Source organism: Micromonospora sp. NPDC049004 (assembly GCF_040649315.1).
In the GTDB taxonomy this organism is placed as follows: Bacteria; Actinomycetota; Actinomycetes; order Mycobacteriales; family Micromonosporaceae; genus Micromonospora.
The window spans coordinates 18624-33900 of the sequence record NZ_JBEZFG010000012.1; the positions used below are offsets into that span (position 1 = coordinate 18624).

Here is a 15277-nt window from a genome sequence, read left to right on the forward strand (position 1 = left end):
ACGCAGTGGACTCGTCTCGCTACTCTCGGTGTTCCGCAGGCTGCTCCGTCAGCGAGGTCGCCCATGAACGTACGCAGTTCCCAGTCCCGGCTCCGCTCGGTCGCGTCGACACTGGCGGTCGCCCTGACCCTCACCCTCTCCGCCGCCGCCGGCTGCGAGAGCCGCAAGGAACCGGACCTGCCGTCGGTGCAGGAGAAGTTGCGCGAGTCGCACATCTACAGGCAGTCGAAGCTGCGTATCGGCGTCGCCACCAACGAGCCGTTGATGGGCGACCTCCGCAACGGCCAGCACGTCGGCTTCGACGTCGAGATCGGCAGGTACATCGCCGCGTCCCTCGGTTACCAGGGCGAGCAGCAGTTGGAGTTCGTGTCGGCGGCCACCGAGGACCGGATCCCGTACCTGCAGGGCGGCACCGTCGACCTGGTGATCTCCAGCTTCTCGATGACCGAGGAGCGCAAGAAGCTGGTCAGCTTCGCCGGGCCGTACTTCGTCACCACGCAGGAGGTGTTGGTGCCGGTCCGGCTCAAGGACAGGATCCGCACCATCGAGGACCTGCGCGACCCGGCATACAAGGTCTGCACCACCGGCGGCTCCACCACCGAGGCCGAGCTGGAGAAGCGCCAGGTCAAGGCGCTTGTGGTGAAGGACGTCTGGGACTGCGTGACAGGCATCCGCGCCGGCCGGTACGACGTGGTCAGCTCGGACGAGACGATCCTCGCGGGCTTCCTGGCCACGTACCCCAAGGAGTTCGAGATCGTCGATCTGCCCTTCGGCACGAGCGAGCTGTTGGGCATCGGCGTGCCGATCGGCGATCCGGCGCTGCGTGACCTGGTCGCCTTCTTCCTGCAGAAGAGCTACCAGCAGGGCCGCAACGGGCAGGCCAGCCCGTGGCTGACGGCGTACAACCGGACCCTGGGCCCGTGGCTGCGCGTCGAGAAGACCCAGCCGCAGCCACTTGAGGTGCCGAAGCTTGTCGACTTCGACGACAAGGCGCCCCGGCGGTGAGCACGGTGCCGATCACCACAGGCGACGCGAGCGCCGATGGCACGGTGCCGCCGCCCCGGCCCGCCGTGCCGACCGACCACGTCGAGGTGGACCCCGGCGGGTGGCCGGCCGGTGTGCCGCGGGCCGAACCCGCAGTGCCGGTCGCCGACGTCGAGCAGGTGCCGGTGCGGTGGGATCCGGCGGAGCGGCGGGCGCGGGCCAGCCAGTCGTTCTGGACGGCGGTCGTGGGCGTACCGGCGATCTTCTCGGTGCTCCGGCTCGGCGTCGAGGCGGGTGGGGAGCTGCAGACCACGCTGCTGCTGGTCGCCAACGTCGGGCCGGTCAACCTGCTCGCGGGCTTCCTGACCACCGCGGCTCGACTGCTCTCCACCGGGCTGGTCGCCGTCTTCGCGCTCGGCGCGGTGCTGGCCGTGAGCGTGGACCGACTGCCGCCGGGCACCCGTCGCCGCCCGCTCTTCGCCCGCTGGGCGGACCTCACCCCGGCCTGGGTGGTGCTGGCGAGCTTCCTGCTCGCCCTGCTCACCTGGCCGCTGCTCTACCTGCCGCTGCTGCTGCCGGCGTTCGCTGCCGCGTTCCAGCTTCGTCCGGACCGGCTGCACGAGTGGGTCGTACCCCGGTTCCTGGCGATCGTCGCGCTGCTCGCCGGGTACGGCTGGCTGCTGCTGCCGACGCTGCGCGACGCGGGTGGGCAGCGTGAGCTGCTGGTGCTCGCACTTCTCGTGGTGCCGCCGGTGTTGGCGCTGTTCATCGCCGGGCCGCTGCCCGGCATGGTGATCCGGCCGCTGGCGTCGCTGACCGAGGTGGCGGTGCTGGCCATGCTGGTCTGGGCCGCGCTGCCGGTGATCAGCACACCGGTGCTCCCGCTCACCGTCACCACCGTGGGCGTCGAGAACGGCCCGACCGAGGACGTCCGGGGGCACGTGGTGACCACCGACGACGTCAACATGGTGATCCTGCAGGAACGGGGCGGAGTCCGGTACGTGCCGGTCGGCCTCGTCCGCGCGCAGGTGCTCTGCCCGAGCGAGGAGGAGTTGCCCCGGCACCGGCTGCGGATCCACGACTTCCACATCGAGGATTCGCTGCTGGAGGGGTTGGGCCGCCGCGTCCGCCCGGTGCACCGCATCGACGCGGCCTGCCGCGCCCCCGGCTGAGGTCAGTAGGACTTGTCCTGACCGAGGACGTGCTGGGCGACGAAGTTCAGGATCATCTCGCGGCTGACCGGGGCGATCCGCCCGGCCCGGACCGCGCCGAGCAGGGTGGCCACCCCGTACTCCGTGGTCATGCCCGCCCCGCCGAGGGCCTGCACTGCGGTGTCCACGGCGAGGGCGGCGGCCTCCCCGGCCGCGTACTTGGCCATGTTGCCGGCCACCCCGGCCTCCAGGTCGCGGCCGGCGTCGTACAGGGTGGCCGCCTTCTGGATCATAAGGCGGGCCAGCTCCACCTGCACCGCCGCGTGGGCGAGCGGATGCGCCACCCCCTGGTGCGAGCCGATGCTCCGGCCACCCCACACCTTGCGGGTGGCGGTGTACTCGCTGACCCGCTCGATGGCGTACCGACCGGTGCCGGCGCCCATCGCGGCCACCGTGATCCGCTCCGGGTTGAGCCCGGCGAAGAGCGCCGGCAGCCCGGCGTCCAGGGATTCGCCGACCAGCGCGTCGGCGGGCACCCGCACGTCGTCGAGGTAGAGCAGGAACTGGTTCTCCGGAGAGACGATCTCCATGTCCAGCTTGGACCGGGTCAGCCCCGCCGCGTCGGTAGGCACCAGGAACAGCGCGGGCTTGAGCTTGCCGGTGGAGGAGTCCTCGGTCCGGGCCACCACCAGGACGTGCCCGGCCTCGTCGACCCCGGAGATGTAGCACTTGCGGCCGTTGAGCAGCCAGTCGTCGCCGTCGCGGCGGGCCACCGTGCCGAGCCGGTGGAAGTTGGAACCGGCCTCCGGCTCGGTGATCGCGAAGACGATCTTCGCCGAGCCGTCCGCGAGGCCGGGCAGGTGCCGTTTGCGCTGCTCCTCGGTGCCGTGCCGGGCGAGCACCGTCGCCGCGATGGCGGGGGAGACCACCAGTAGCAGCAGCGGGCACCCCGCCGCCGCCAGTTCCTCGCAGACGATGGCCAGCTCGGTGATGCCGCCGCCCCCGCCGCCGTACTCGGTGGGGATGTTGACCCCCAGATAGCCGAGCCGTCCCGCCTCGGCCCACAACTCGGTGGTGTGCTCACCGGCCTTCGCCTTCTCGACGAAGTAGCCGTGGCCGTACCGGCGGCCCAGCGCCCGCACGGCGTCGCGGAGCTGGTCCTGCTCGGGGGTGAGGTCGAAGGTCATCGGGGGTCCTCCTCGGGGTTCGACGGCGTCGGGTCGTCGCTTGCGGGGGAGCCGTCGATGACGGCCAGGACGGTGCCGGTGCGCACCTGAGCGCCGGCCGGCACCGGGAGTTCGATGACCACCCCGTCGGTCGGGGCCAGCACCTGATGTTCCAGCTTCATCGCTTCCAGCGTGAGCAGTGGATCGCCGGCCGTGACCCGCTGGCCGACCTGGACGTGCACCCGGGTCACCGCGCCGGGCAGCGGCGCGAGCAGCGACCCGGCCGCCACCGCCGCCGTGGGCAGCGGGAGGCGCGGCAGCTCGACGAGGCTCGCCGCCCCGTCCGGGCCATCCACGAAGATCTCCGACCCCACCCGGTGTACGCGGTACGCGCGCCGAACGCCGTCGACGTCGAGCGCCACCCGGTCCGGGGTGACCTCCGCCAGCGCTACCGTCGGCGGCTTCCCCTCCAACGCCACCGTGTCGCCGGGCGGCGCTGCGGACCAGTCGGCGAGTCGGCCGGTGCGGTCCAGCCGGTAGCGGACCTCAATCTCGCCGTCCGGGCCGGTGAAGCGGCTGACCTGCGGTACGGCGGGCACGTTGCGCCAGCCGGAGGGCAGCCTGCCGAGCACCGGCGCGGTCGTTCGGCGTTGGGCCGCACCCGCCAGCGCGGCCGCCAGGGCGGTCAGCGGAAGCTGATCGGCGGGCAGCAGCGGCGCGAAGACCTCGGGGTGCCGGTCCAGGAAACCGGTGTCGATCTCCGCGGCCGCGAACGCCGGGCTGCGCAGCACCCGGACCAGCAGATCGCGGTTGGTGGCCACCCCGTGCAGCTCGGCCCGGGTCAGCGCGCCGGCCAGTGCGCGGGTCGCCTCGGCCCGGGTCGGCGCCCAGGCGATCAGCTTGGCGAGCATGGAGTCGTAGTGCACGCTCACCTCGGAGCCCGTCCCGACGCCGGAGTCCAGCCGCAGGCCGGCGTGCTGGAGGCCACCGAACTCCCGGTCCACCCCCGGCACCGCGAACCGGCGCAGCACACCTGTCGCGGGCCGCCAGCCCTGCGCCGGGTCCTCGGCGCACAACCGCACCTCGATCGCGTAGCCGCGTACACCCGGCTCGTGCAGGTGCTCCGGCAGCGGCACGCCCTCGGCGACGAGCAGTTGCCACCGGACCAGGTCGAGCCCGACGGGCACGGTCAGCTCGGTGACCGGGTGCTCCACCTGCAAGCGGGTGTTCATCTCCAGGAAGAAGAACTCACCGGTCGGAGCCAGCAGGAACTCCACAGTGCCGGCGCCCACGTAGTCGACGGCACGTCCGGCGGACACCGCCGCCTTGTGCAGCGCCGGACGCAACTCCTCCGGGAGCACCCCGGGGGCCTCCTCGATGATCTTCTGGTGTCGGCGCTGGATCGAGCACTCGCGCACCCCGAGGGCGGCCACCGTGCCGTGCGAGTCGCCGAAGATCTGCACCTCGACGTGCCGACCACGCTCGACGTACCGCTCGATGAAGACCGTGCCGTCGCCGAACGCGGCAGCCGCCTCCCGGCTGGCGCCGGCGACGGCCTCCGCCAGCTCGTCCGCGGACCGCACGATCCGCATGCCCCGGCCGCCGCCGCCAGCGGACGCCTTCACCAGCACCGGGAAGTCGGTGACCTCGTCGGCGTCGGTCCAGCTCGGCAGCATCGGCACGCCCGCCTCGGCGAGCAGCGCCTTCGCCGCCAACTTGTCGCCCATCGCGGCGATCACCTTGGCCGGCGGCCCGATCCAGGTCAGCCCCGCGTCGGTCACCGCCGCCGCGAACTCGGCGTTCTCGGCGAGGAAGCCGTAGCCGGGGTGGACGGCGTCCGCGCCGGCCTTGCGGGCCGCGTCCAGGATCAGATCCACCCGCAGGTACGTCTCGGTCGGTGAGCTTCCCGGCAGGCGTACGGCCAGGTCGGCCTCGGCGACGAACGGCGCGTCGGCGTCCGCGTCGGAGTACACGGCGACGGTCTGCACGCCCATCGCGCGGCAGGTGGCGAAGACCCGGCGGGCGATCTCGCCCCGGTTGGCCACGAGCAGTCTGTTGATCATGAGTGGCCTCTCTACATCCGGAAGACGCCGAAGCCGTCGGCGCCCTTCACCGGTCCGTTGTGGATCGCCGAGAGGCAGAGACCGAGAACGGTGCGGGTGTCCCGCGGGTCGATCACCCCGTCGTCGTAGAGCCGGCCGGAGAGGAACAGCGCCCCGGACTGCGACTCGATCTGCTGCTCGACCATCATCCGCATCGCCGCGTCGGAGTCCTCGTCGTAGTCGCGCCCCCGGGCGGCGGCGGCCTGCCGGGCCACGATCGACAGCACGCCGGCGAGCTGCGCCGGGCCCATCACCGCCGACTTGGCGTTCGGCCAGGTGAACAGGAACCTCGGCTCGTACGCCCGGCCGCACATGCCGTAGTTGCCGGCCCCGTACGAGGCGCCCAGGTTCACCGTCAGGTGCGGCACCGTCGAGTTCGACACCGCGTTGATCATCAACGCGCCGTGCTTGATGATGCCGCGCTGCTCGTACTCGGTGCCGACCATGTAGCCGGTGGTGTTCTGCAGGAAGATCAACGGGGTGTCCGAGGCGTTCGCGAGCTGGATGAACTGGGCCGCCTTCTGCGCCTCCGCGCTGAACAGCACCCCCCGGGCGTTCGCCAGCACCCCCACCGGGTAGCCGTGCAGCTCGCCCCAGCCGGTGACCAACGCGTCCCCGTACGCCGGCTTGAACTCGTCGAAGTCGCTGCCGTCCAGGATGCGGGCCAGGACCTCGCGCGGGTCGAACGGCACCTTCAGATCGGAGCTGACGATGCCCAGCAGCTCCTCCGGGTCGTACTTCGGCGGCTGCGGCACCGCAGTACGCGGCGACGGCCCCTGCTTGCGCCAGTTGAGCCGGCGGACGCACTGCCGGGCCAGCCGGATGCCGTCGCGCTCGTCCTCGGCCAGGTGGTCGGCGAGCCCGGACGTGCCGGCGTGCATCGCCGCGCCACCCAGCGACTCGTCGTCGGTGACCTCACCGGTCGCCATCTTCACCAGCGGCGGCCCGGCCAGGTAGACCTGCGACCGGTCCCGGATCATGATCACGTGGTCGGACATCCCCGGCACGTACGCGCCACCGGCAGTGGCGTTGCCGAAGACCACGCTGACCGTGGGGATGCCCGCCGCCGAGAGCCGCGTCAGGTCCCGGAACACCCGGCCACCCGGGATGAAGATCTCCGCCTGGGTGGGCAGGTCCGCCCCGGCCGACTCGACCAGGTTCACCATCGGCAGCCGGTTGGCCAGGGCGATCTCGCCGGCCCGTCGGGTCTTCGCGAGCGACCACGGGTTGACCGCGCCGCCGCGTACCGTCGGATCGTTGGCGACGATCAGGCACTCCACGCCCTCGACCACGCCGATGCCGGTGACCACGCTGGCCCCGACCGGGAAGTCCGTGCCGTACGCGGCGACCGGCGACAGCTCCAGGAACGGGCTGTCGGCGTCCACCAGCAGTTCGATCCGCTCGCGGGGGAGCAGCTTGCCGCGCTTGTGGTGCCGGGACACGTACTTCTCGCCGCCGCCCGCCCGGGCCTGGTCCAGCGCGGCGTCCAGCTCGGCCAGCCGCTCCAGCAACGCCGTCCGGTTCGCGGCGTACCCCGGTGCGGCGGGGTCCACCCTGCTGTCCAGTGTGGTCACAGGCCCATGCCCTTCGCGATGATCTCGTTCATGATCTCGGTGGTGCCGCCGCCGATGCCGAGGATCCGGGCGTCGCGGTAGTGCCGCTCCACCTCGGCGTCCCGCAGATAGCCGAAGCCTCCGTGCAGTTGCAGCGCCTGGTCGACGACCTGGTCGCAGGCGGCCACCGCGACGTTCTTCGCCATCGCCACCTCCGTCACCACCGGCTCGCCCGCGGCCACCCGGACGGCCACCTCGTGCACGTACGACCGGGCCGCCTCGGCCCGCGTGTGCATCTCGGCCAGCCGGTGCCGGACCAGCTGCCGGCTGGCCAGCGGACGCCCGAAGGTCTCCCGGTCCCGGCACCAGCGCACCGCCAGCTCGACACAGCGCTGCGCGGTCGCGTACGCCTGGGTCGCCAGAGACAGTCGCTCGGCGGCGAAGTGCTGCATGATCGCCAGGAAGCCGGTGTTCTCCGCGCCGATCCGGTTGGCCACCGGCACCCGCACGTCGACGAACGACAGCTCCGCCGTGTCCGAGCAGTGCCAGCCCAGCTTCTCCAGTCGGCGCCCCACCGTGAACCCGGGCGACCCCTTGTCGATGACGAGCAGGGTCAGTTCACCGCTGCCGGGAAAGTCGGTGCACACCGCGGTGGTCACGAAGTCTGCCCGGTGCCCGCTGGTGATGTACGTCTTCGACCCGTTCACCACGTAGTGCTCGCCGTCGCGGCGGGCGGTCGTACGGATGCCGGCGACGTCGGAGCCGCCGTCCGGCTCGGTGATCGCCAACGCGCCGATCATCGTGCCGGCCAGGGTGGGCCGGACGTACCGTTCGATCAGGCCGCCGTCGGCCGGCGACGGGGTGCCGCCGAGCCGGCCGCCCAGCGACCCGCCGGTGCGGGCGCCGGCCGCGGCGACCATGTGCGGCAATGCGATGCCGTGCGTGAACAGGGCCGCCACCAGGCCGGACGAGCCGCCAGCGCGGATCAGCTCCTCCGTCACGATGATCGAGTCGAGCAGGTCACCGCCGCTGCCGCCCACCGACTCGGGAAAGCCGATGCCGAGCAGGCCGAGCTTCGCGGCGGTCGCGTGCAGGGCCCGGGGGACCTCGCCGGCCCGCTCCCAGTCGTCCAGGTGCGGCAGGACCTCCCGGGTCACGAAGGCCCTGGTCAGCTCGCGCAGCTGCCGCCGTTCGGGGGTGTCCACGATGCTCATCGCGCCACCCCCGTCAGCACCTCGGCGGGCAGGTCGACGATCCGGGCGCGCAGCAGCTCGCCGAGCGCCTTGGCCTGCGGGTCGAACCGGGTGGACGCGGCCACCCCGGCCCCCAGCAGACCCTCGATCACGAAGTTGACCGCCCGCAGGTTCGGCAGCTCGTAGCGCCGCACCGACAGCGACGCCGTCTCCGGCAGCAGCTCGGCCAGCCGCTCGACTGTCAACCAGGCGCGCAGCCACGCGTACCCGGCGTCGGTCCGGGCCCAGACGCCGAGGTTGGCGTCACCGCCCTTGTCGCCCGAGCGCGCGCCGACCAGTTCGCCGAGTGCCCCGCGCCGGGTCGGGCCGTCGACCGCCGCGCCGCCGCCCGGCACGGTCTCGTCCCGCACCGTGGGGGCGGTACGGACCGGCGGGGCGATCGGCACCCGTTCACCGCCGGGCCGGACCGCGACGTGCGCCACCGCGTCCTGCGGCACGGTGTCGGCGGTGAAGACGCCGTACGGTGTCGCGTCGCCCGGGAGGGTGGTCAGCGTGCAGCCCGGGTAGGAGGCCAGGGCCAGTTCCACCGCGGCGGCCGAGAAGGCCCGCCCGGCCCGTGCCTTGTCGCCGTCGCGCAGGTGTACGTGCAGCAGGGCGCTCGCGACCTCGGTGTCGGCCGCGTCCGGGTGGTCGGTGCGGGCGAGCGTGAACTCCAGCCCGTCCTTGCCCACCGCCTCCTCGATCTGCCCCCGCACCAGGGCCGCCTTCGCCTCGATGTCCAACCCGCAGAGGACGAACGTCATCGAGTTCCGGAAGCCGCCGAGGTTGTTGACGCCGACCTTGAGCGTCGCCGGCGGCGGGGTGCCCCGGACGCCGGAGATCCGGACCCGGTCCGGCCCGTCGGGGCGCAGCGTCACCGACTCCAGCCGGGTGACCACGTCCGGTCCCAGGTACGCCGGCCCGCCGATCTCGTAGAGCAGCTGGGCGGTGACGGTCTCCACGGTGACCGCACCGCCGGTGCCGGGATGCTTGGTGACCACGGATGAGCCGTCGGAGTGCACCTCGGCGATCGGGAAGCCGGGGCGGTGCCCGCCGTCGGGCAGTTCGGTGAAGAAGCTGAAGTTGCCGCCGGTGACCTGGGCGCCGCACTCCAGGAGGTGCCCGGCGACTGTCGCCCCGGCCAGCTCGTCGAGATCGTCGCGACCCCACCCGTACCTGGCGATGGCCGGGCCGACCACCAACGACGCGTCGGTGACCCGGCCGGTGACCACCACGTCCGCGCCGGCGTCGAGGCAGGCGGCGATCCCGAACGCGCCCAGGTACGCGTTCGCGGTGAGCGCGTCGGGCCGCCGGAGCGCGTCGCCCTCGACGTACCCCACCTGGGCCGACAGGCCCAGACGGCCGGCGAGCGCCTCGATGGCGGCGGCCAGGCCGGCCGGATTCAGCCCGCCGGCGTTGGTCACGATCCGCACCCCCCGGTCGAGGGCCGTGCCCAGGCACGTCTCCAGCTGACGCAGGAACGTCTTCGCGTAGCCGAGGTCGGGGTCGCGCAGCCGGTCCCGACCGAGGATCAGCATGGTCAGCTCGGCCAGGTAGTCACCGGTCAGCACGTCCAGTTCGCCGCCGTCGAGCATCTCCCGCCAGGCCGTGAACCGGTCGCCGTAGAAGCCGGAAGCGTTGCCGATGCGGATCACGCCGTGACTCCGCGTCGGCTCGACGGTTCGCGCCCGGTGCCCGGCGGGCCGGCGAACGCCTGCGCCACGTCGAGCCACTCGTCGGCGACGGGGCCGCTGGCCAGCAGGGCGAGGTCCGCGCGGTGGCGGCGGCGGGTGACGAGCAGGCAGAAGTCCAGGAGGGGACCGCTCAGGCGGTCGGCGGCGTCCGCCGGGCCCCAGGTCCACGTCTCCCCGCCGGGTCCGGTCAACTCGACCCGGACCGGTGCCGCCGGTGCCGGTCGGCCGTGGGCGGCGAAACCGTGCCCGAGAGTACGCACACCGAGGTGCGCCACGTGCCGGAGGCGGTCGGTGGCGGGGCGGACGACACCGAGGGCGTCGGCCACGTCTTCACCGTGCGCCCAGGTCTCCATGATCCGGGCGGTCGCCATCGACGCGGCCGACATCCGGGTGCCGTACCAGGGCAGCTTCTCGCCGGCCGGGACCGCGAGGAGCGCGTCGTTGAGCGCCGCCCGTCCGGCCCGCCAGCGGGCGAGCAGGTCGGCGGGCGGGGCGAGGAACGCCTCGGCGCCCGCGTCGACCATCCGGTTCGGGTCCGGCGCGGCCGTCACCGTCGCGTAGAAGGCGTCGGCGTCGGTGGCGGCCAGCAGGGCCACGTGGTCGGTCCAGGCGAGGTGGGCGATCTGGTGCCCGATGCTCCAGCCCGCCGCCGGGGTCGGGCGGGCCCAGTCGGCCGCCGGCAGGGGCGCCACCAACGCGTCCAGGTCGGCGGACTCGGCGGCCAGATCCGCGAGCAGGTCACTGAGGTCGACCATGATGCCTCCGGTCGGTGCTGGGCCGGTGTGGCCGGGGTCAGGGCGTGAGGAGGGTGGCGAGCTGGCGTTTCCAGGTGGCGAGCAGGGCGGCGCGGCGGGCCGAGTCGTCGCTGAGCAGGTTGGCCACCCCGAGCCCGCGCAGCAGGTCGAGGGTGGCCTGCACGGCTTCGCGGACGCCGGGACGGCGCTCGTCGACCCCGAGCAGGGCGACGGTGAGGCGGTGCATCTCCCGGCCGACCGTCGCCTCCAGCGGGACCAGGGCGTCGAGCAGCTCCTGGTCGGTGCGGGCGGCCACCCACAGTTCGAGCGCGGCGACGAAGAGTGGCCCGGTGAAGGCCACCCCGAGCAGGTCGATCACGCGGTCGAGCCGCTGCGGGCCGGCCGGCAACGCCTCGGCCTCGGTGCGCAGCTCGTTGGCCCGGCGCTCGGCCAGATGAGCGACGGCGGCCGTGACCAGCGCGGCCTTGGTCGGGTAGTGGTGCAGCTGCGCACCCCGTGAGACACCGGCCCGCGCCGCCACGACTGTGGTCGTGGTGCCCGACCAGCCGTGATCGATCAGGCAGTCAACTGTCGCCTCCAGCAGGCGGGCCTGGGTGGCACGACTGCGTTCCTGCTGAGGAACACGCGTCGCGCCGGCAGATGTCGATGCGGCGGACGTTGATGTGGCGGACGTTGATGTGGCGGACACGGCAACAGCCTGCGGCCTCCGAAACAAACAGTCAAGACTGACTTTTTATGGCCGAGTCGGCGGCCGTGCTCCGGTCGAGCCGACCTCGACTGCCCTACCCGTGCCCTGTCGAGCTGCCCCACGAGTGGGACGGCGGCGGTGCGCCATCTGCCCCTTCCCGTGCCCTGTCGAGCTGCCCCACTCCTGGGGCAGCTCGACAGGTAGGAGAGCGGGTCCACGGGCCTCAGCTGACTCGCCGGATCAGCGGCTATCTGCGCGGCGAGGGATGCGCCGCGTTGAGGGGACGTGCGGGGTCGAGGACACGTGCACGGCCGAGGAAACGTGCGGGGTCGAGGGGATGTGCGGCGTCGGATCGGTGGGGGTCAGCGGCCGTCGCGCGGGCCGAAGACGGCGAGGGCGTCGGCGTCGCTGTGCTGGGAGCGCAGGTACTCGTCGGCCCAGGCGGCGGCGTCCAGGTACGCCGACTCCGCGGTTACCCGGGCGCAGGCCGCGTCCACGTCGAAGGCGGTGCGGCGCAGCTGTACGCCCGGCCCGAGCAGCGCCCACCACGCGCCCGCACCCCCGTACGGCATGCCGACGCTGCCCGGGTTGACCACCAGGCGCCGGTCGACCAGCCGGGTGAACGGCATGTGGGTGTGGCCGCAGACCACCGTCCCGACCTCGGCGGGCAGGCCCGCGAACACCTCCTCCCAGCGCGCCATCCGGGAGTCGACGAGCACCACCTCCTCGTCGTCGCGGGGCGTCGCGTGGCAGAACAGTGTCGGCCCGAGGCCGTCGATCTCCACCGTCACGGTCGCCGGCAGCGCGGCGAGCCGGGCCACCTGATCGTCGCGGAGCTGCCCGGCCGCCCAGTTGGACACCTCGAAAGCGGCGGGCCGTCCGGCCCGCGCGTCAACCAGCTCACGTTCGCAGTTGCCGCCCACCCAGCAGACCCGGTCACCCAGGTCGGCGAGCACGTCCAGCACCTCGACCGGCTGCGGGCCGGACGCGATGTCGCCGGTCAGCACGATGAGGTCGGCGGCGGCGACGTCCGGCTCGGCCAGGACGGCCTCCAGCGCGGGCAGTACGCCGTGGATGTCGGAGAGCACCGCAACTCTGTTCACCATGGCCCCACCCTCACCACTTCAGCCGCCGCGAGCCAGCATTTCTGCGCCGGGCAGACGAAACGTCCCCGCCTCCGTCGATGACGGAAGGCGGGGACGGGACGTACCGCTCAGACGCGGGCGCGGCGGGCCAGGCGCTCCGGGTCCAGGATGATGATGCTCTTGCCGTCCAGCCGCAGCCAGCCGCGCGAGGCGAAGTCGGCGAGCGCCTTGTTCACCGTCTCCCGGGAGGCGCCGACGAGCTGGGCGATCTCCTCCTGGGTGAGGTCGTGCGTCACGCGCAGCACGCCGCCGTCGCGCGTGCCGAACCGGCCGGCCATCTGGAGCAGGTTCTTCGCGACCCGGCCCGGCACGTCCGTGAAGATCAGGTCGGCGAGCGAGTCGTTGGTCCGGCGCAGTCGCCGGGCGAGCACCCGGAGCAGCTGCTCGGCGATCTCCGGGCGGTTGTTGAGCCACGGCCGCAGTGCCTGCTTGCGCAGCCGCACCAGCCGGGTGTCGGTCACCGCGGTGGCGGTCGCCGTACGCGGACCCGGGTCGAAGAGCGACAGCTCACCGACCATGTCCGACGGCCCCATCACCGCGATCAGGTTCTGCCGGCCGTCCGCCGCCCGGCGGCCGACCTTGATCTTCCCGGACAGCAGGATATAGAGGCTGTCGCCGGGCTCGCCCTCATTGAAGACGATCTCGCCCTTGCGGACCTCGATCGTCTCCATCTCCTTGGCGAGCGCCTCGGCAGCTTCCGGGTCGACACCCTGGAAGATCCCGCTGCGGGCCAGTACCTCATCCATCGCGCACCTCCGGTTACGCGTGCCGTCCGTCGGCCGGGGCCGCCGTCCGCTGATCCCCTCGCGCGCCGCCAAGTCTAGGCGCATGTGAGCACGAATCAGAGGTCGGCCCTGGAATCTTGATCGGTGGGCGTAACCTGCCCGACGTGCTGAGCGACCCGACCCTGACCAGCCGCGCCGAAGACGGGCGGCACATTCCGCTGCTCGTCTGGCGGCCCGACAGGCCCCTGCGAGCGGTCAGCAGCGGCCCGCTCGGCGGTGGCGTCGGCGTCCGGCACTGGGTGCTGAACGCGACAGTGCCCATGTCGTACGACCGGGACGACCCCGCCGCCCACCTGACCGCGCTCGCCGCGGACCTGGCCCTCGACGGGCCCGGGGTGGGCCTGCTGACCGGCGTCGACGTGACCGAGGTGGTCGCCCGGACCGACAGCGGCGTGCGGGTCTGGGCGACGGTCGGGCTCGGCACCCCGGTGCCCGCCGCCGCGCCGGAACCGGCCGCCCTCGCCCAGCGGGTGGGCACGGTGAACATCGTGGTGTACGTGCCGGTCCGGCTCGCCGACTCGGCCCTGGTCAACGCCGTCGCCACCGCCACCGAGGCGAAGACCCAGGCGATCGTCGAGCTGGGCTTGCCCGGGACCGGCACCCCCACCGACTCGGTCACCGTGCTCTGTCCGGTGGACGGCCCCCCGGCCGCGTACGGCGGGCCGCGCTCCACCTGGGGCGCCCCGCTGGCCCGAGCCGTGCACGCCGCCGTACGCGCGGGCGGGGACCGGCCGGTGGTGCCCTGGTCGGACCGGGTGACCGGCTGAACTTCCGACCGATCGGCCCTCGTCGGCGCGTTGAGCGGCCGGTAGGGTCGCGGACGATGTACGCTTCCGCCCCCCTCGCGTCCCGCCCGTTCCGCCGCGTCGCCATCGGCCTCGCGGCGCTGCTGGCCGCCCTGCTCGTCGCCGGCTGTGCCGACAGCGGGGAGGCCCCGGTGTGGCAGCCCGGCGCCGGTGGTGGTGGCACCGGAGCGCCGGTGAGCACGGCCGGCCCCAAGGCCAGCGGCGGTGCCTCGGCGTCGGGCGGGGGCGGCGCCATCTCGCTCTCCGCGACCGGCGACATCATCATGGGCAACGCGCCGAGCCGGCTGCCCGCCGCCGGCGGCAAGGGCTTCTTCGACTCGGTCAAGCAGGCGCTCAAGGCCGACCTGGTGATGGGCAACCTGGAGGAGCCGCTGACGGTGGACACCGGCACCGGCAAGTGCGGGGCCAACTCGACCCGCTGCTACCAGTTCCGGGCCCCGCCGGAGTACGCCGCGCACCTGCGCGACGCCGGCTTCGAGGTGCTCAACCAGGCCAACAACCACGGCTACGACTACGGGCCGAAGGGCTACGAGAATACGCAGAAGGCGCTGGAGAAGTACGACCTGAAGCACACCGGCGCCCCGGACGAGACCACCGTGGTCGACGTCAAGGGCGTCAAGGTGGCCGTGGTGGGTTTCTCGTCGTACGTCTGGTCCAACAGCCTGGTCGACATCGCCAAGGCCAAGACGGTGGTCGCCAAGGCGGCCACCATGGCCGACCTGGTCGTGGTGCAGGTGCACATGGGCGGCGAGGGCGCGGACAAGACCCGGGTGAAGCCGGGCACCGAGATCTTCCTGGGTGAGAACCGGGGGGACCCGGTCAAGTTCTCGCACGCCATGATCGACGCAGGCGCGGACCTGATCGTCGGGCACGGGCCACACGTGCTGCGCGGCATGGAGTTCTACCAGGGCCGCCTGATCGCGTACAGCCTGGGCAACTTCGCCGGCGGTAGCAACACGTTGATCAATACCGGCCGGCTCGGCTGGGGCGGGGTGCTGAAGGTGTCGCTCAAGCCCGACGGGAGCTGGGCCGGCGGCTCGTTCACCTCGACGTACATGAACTCCGCAGGCAAGCCGACGATGGACCCGGACGACCGCGGCCTGGGCCTGGTCACCGAGCTGAGCCGCGCCGACTTCCCCAAGGGTGGGGCCCGGTTCGACGGGCAGGGCAGGATCACCGCGCCGACGGCGGGTTGACCCGAGGAGGAACGTCCGGG

General features: G+C 72.9%; 13 protein-coding genes. 4 read left to right on the plus strand and 9 right to left on the minus strand.

What is annotated here, in order from left to right; translation table 11 throughout:
- Positions 1-63: 63 nt before the first annotated feature.
- The gene (locus AB0B97_RS29015) at positions 64-1005 is read left to right on the plus strand and encodes a transporter substrate-binding domain-containing protein (RefSeq protein ID WP_357498116.1); all 942 of its coding nucleotides are present in this window, start codon (positions 64-66) and stop codon (positions 1003-1005) included.
- Positions 1002-2156, plus strand: coding sequence for a hypothetical protein (locus AB0B97_RS29020; RefSeq protein WP_357498118.1), 1155 nt, complete (start codon positions 1002-1004; stop codon positions 2154-2156). Before AB0B97_RS29015 ends, AB0B97_RS29020 begins: the two co-directional genes overlap by 4 nt.
- Before the next feature lie 2 nt (positions 2157-2158).
- Here AB0B97_RS29020 and AB0B97_RS29025 read toward each other — a convergent pair whose 3' ends face one another.
- The 9 genes from AB0B97_RS29025 to AB0B97_RS29065 form a co-directional block, all read right to left on the minus strand.
- Positions 2159-3322, minus strand: coding sequence for an acyl-CoA dehydrogenase (locus AB0B97_RS29025; protein WP_357498120.1), 1164 nt, complete (start codon positions 3320-3322; stop codon positions 2159-2161).
- Complete coding sequence (locus tag AB0B97_RS29030; protein WP_357498122.1) at positions 3319-5364, minus strand: biotin carboxylase N-terminal domain-containing protein; 2046 nt, start codon at positions 5362-5364, stop codon at positions 3319-3321. Before AB0B97_RS29030 ends, AB0B97_RS29025 begins: the two co-directional genes overlap by 4 nt.
- A gap of 11 nt (positions 5365-5375) precedes the next feature.
- Positions 5376-6977 carry a carboxyl transferase domain-containing protein gene (locus AB0B97_RS29035; RefSeq protein ID WP_357498124.1) on the minus strand — a complete coding sequence of 534 codons (1602 nt, stop codon included), beginning with the start codon at positions 6975-6977 and terminating at the stop codon, positions 5376-5378.
- Positions 6974-8170: an acyl-CoA dehydrogenase family protein gene (locus AB0B97_RS29040; protein WP_357498126.1), complete on the minus strand. Its 1197-nt coding sequence runs from the start codon at positions 8168-8170 to the stop codon at positions 6974-6976. Before AB0B97_RS29040 ends, AB0B97_RS29035 begins: the two co-directional genes overlap by 4 nt.
- A complete protein-coding gene (locus tag AB0B97_RS29045) occupies positions 8167-9843 on the minus strand; it encodes an acyclic terpene utilization AtuA family protein (RefSeq protein ID WP_357498128.1) in 1677 nt (558 codons plus the stop codon). The genes AB0B97_RS29040 and AB0B97_RS29045 overlap by 4 nt, the downstream gene beginning before the upstream one ends.
- Positions 9840-10637, minus strand: coding sequence for a TIGR03084 family metal-binding protein (locus AB0B97_RS29050; RefSeq protein ID WP_234583286.1), 798 nt, complete (start codon positions 10635-10637; stop codon positions 9840-9842). Before AB0B97_RS29050 ends, AB0B97_RS29045 begins: the two co-directional genes overlap by 4 nt.
- A gap of 37 nt (positions 10638-10674) precedes the next feature.
- A complete protein-coding gene (locus AB0B97_RS29055; protein ID WP_357498130.1) occupies positions 10675-11325 on the minus strand; it encodes a helix-turn-helix domain-containing protein in 651 nt (216 codons plus the stop codon).
- Between the two features lie 362 nt (positions 11326-11687).
- The gene (locus tag AB0B97_RS29060) at positions 11688-12431 is read right to left on the minus strand and encodes a metallophosphoesterase family protein (protein WP_357498132.1); all 744 of its coding nucleotides are present in this window, start codon (positions 12429-12431) and stop codon (positions 11688-11690) included.
- 107 nt (positions 12432-12538) lie between these two features.
- Positions 12539-13216 carry a Crp/Fnr family transcriptional regulator gene (locus AB0B97_RS29065; protein WP_007466162.1) on the minus strand — a complete coding sequence of 226 codons (678 nt, stop codon included), beginning with the start codon at positions 13214-13216 and terminating at the stop codon, positions 12539-12541.
- 143 nt (positions 13217-13359) lie between these two features.
- On the opposite strand from AB0B97_RS29065, the gene AB0B97_RS29070 reads away from it, so the two are divergent.
- Positions 13360-14022, plus strand: coding sequence for an adenosylcobinamide amidohydrolase (locus tag AB0B97_RS29070; protein WP_357498134.1), 663 nt, complete (start codon positions 13360-13362; stop codon positions 14020-14022).
- A 56-nt stretch (positions 14023-14078) separates the two neighbouring features.
- Positions 14079-15257, plus strand: a complete 1179-nt coding sequence (locus tag AB0B97_RS29075) for a CapA family protein (protein WP_357498136.1) — start codon at positions 14079-14081, stop codon at positions 15255-15257.
- Positions 15258-15277: the final 20 nt, after the last annotated feature.

Bases quoted from the DNA above. Each gene is read 5' to 3' on its own strand.
- AB0B97_RS29015 (WP_357498116.1), top strand. From the start codon at position 64: ATGAACGTACGCAGTTCCCAGTCCCGGCTCCGCTCGGTCGCGTCGACA.
- AB0B97_RS29025 (WP_357498120.1), bottom strand. From the start codon at position 3,322: ATGACCTTCGACCTCACCCCCGAGCAGGACCAGCTCCGCGACGCCGTG.
- AB0B97_RS29030 (WP_357498122.1), bottom strand. From the start codon at position 5,364: ATGATCAACAGACTGCTCGTGGCCAACCGGGGCGAGATCGCCCGCCGG.
- AB0B97_RS29040 (WP_357498126.1), bottom strand. From the start codon at position 8,170: ATGAGCATCGTGGACACCCCCGAACGGCGGCAGCTGCGCGAGCTGACC.
- AB0B97_RS29050 (WP_234583286.1), bottom strand. From the start codon at position 10,637: ATGGTCGACCTCAGTGACCTGCTCGCGGATCTGGCCGCCGAGTCCGCC.
- AB0B97_RS29060 (WP_357498132.1), bottom strand. From the start codon at position 12,431: ATGGTGAACAGAGTTGCGGTGCTCTCCGACATCCACGGCGTACTGCCC.
- AB0B97_RS29065 (WP_007466162.1), bottom strand. From the start codon at position 13,216: ATGGATGAGGTACTGGCCCGCAGCGGGATCTTCCAGGGTGTCGACCCG.
- AB0B97_RS29075 (WP_357498136.1), top strand. From the start codon at position 14,079: ATGTACGCTTCCGCCCCCCTCGCGTCCCGCCCGTTCCGCCGCGTCGCC.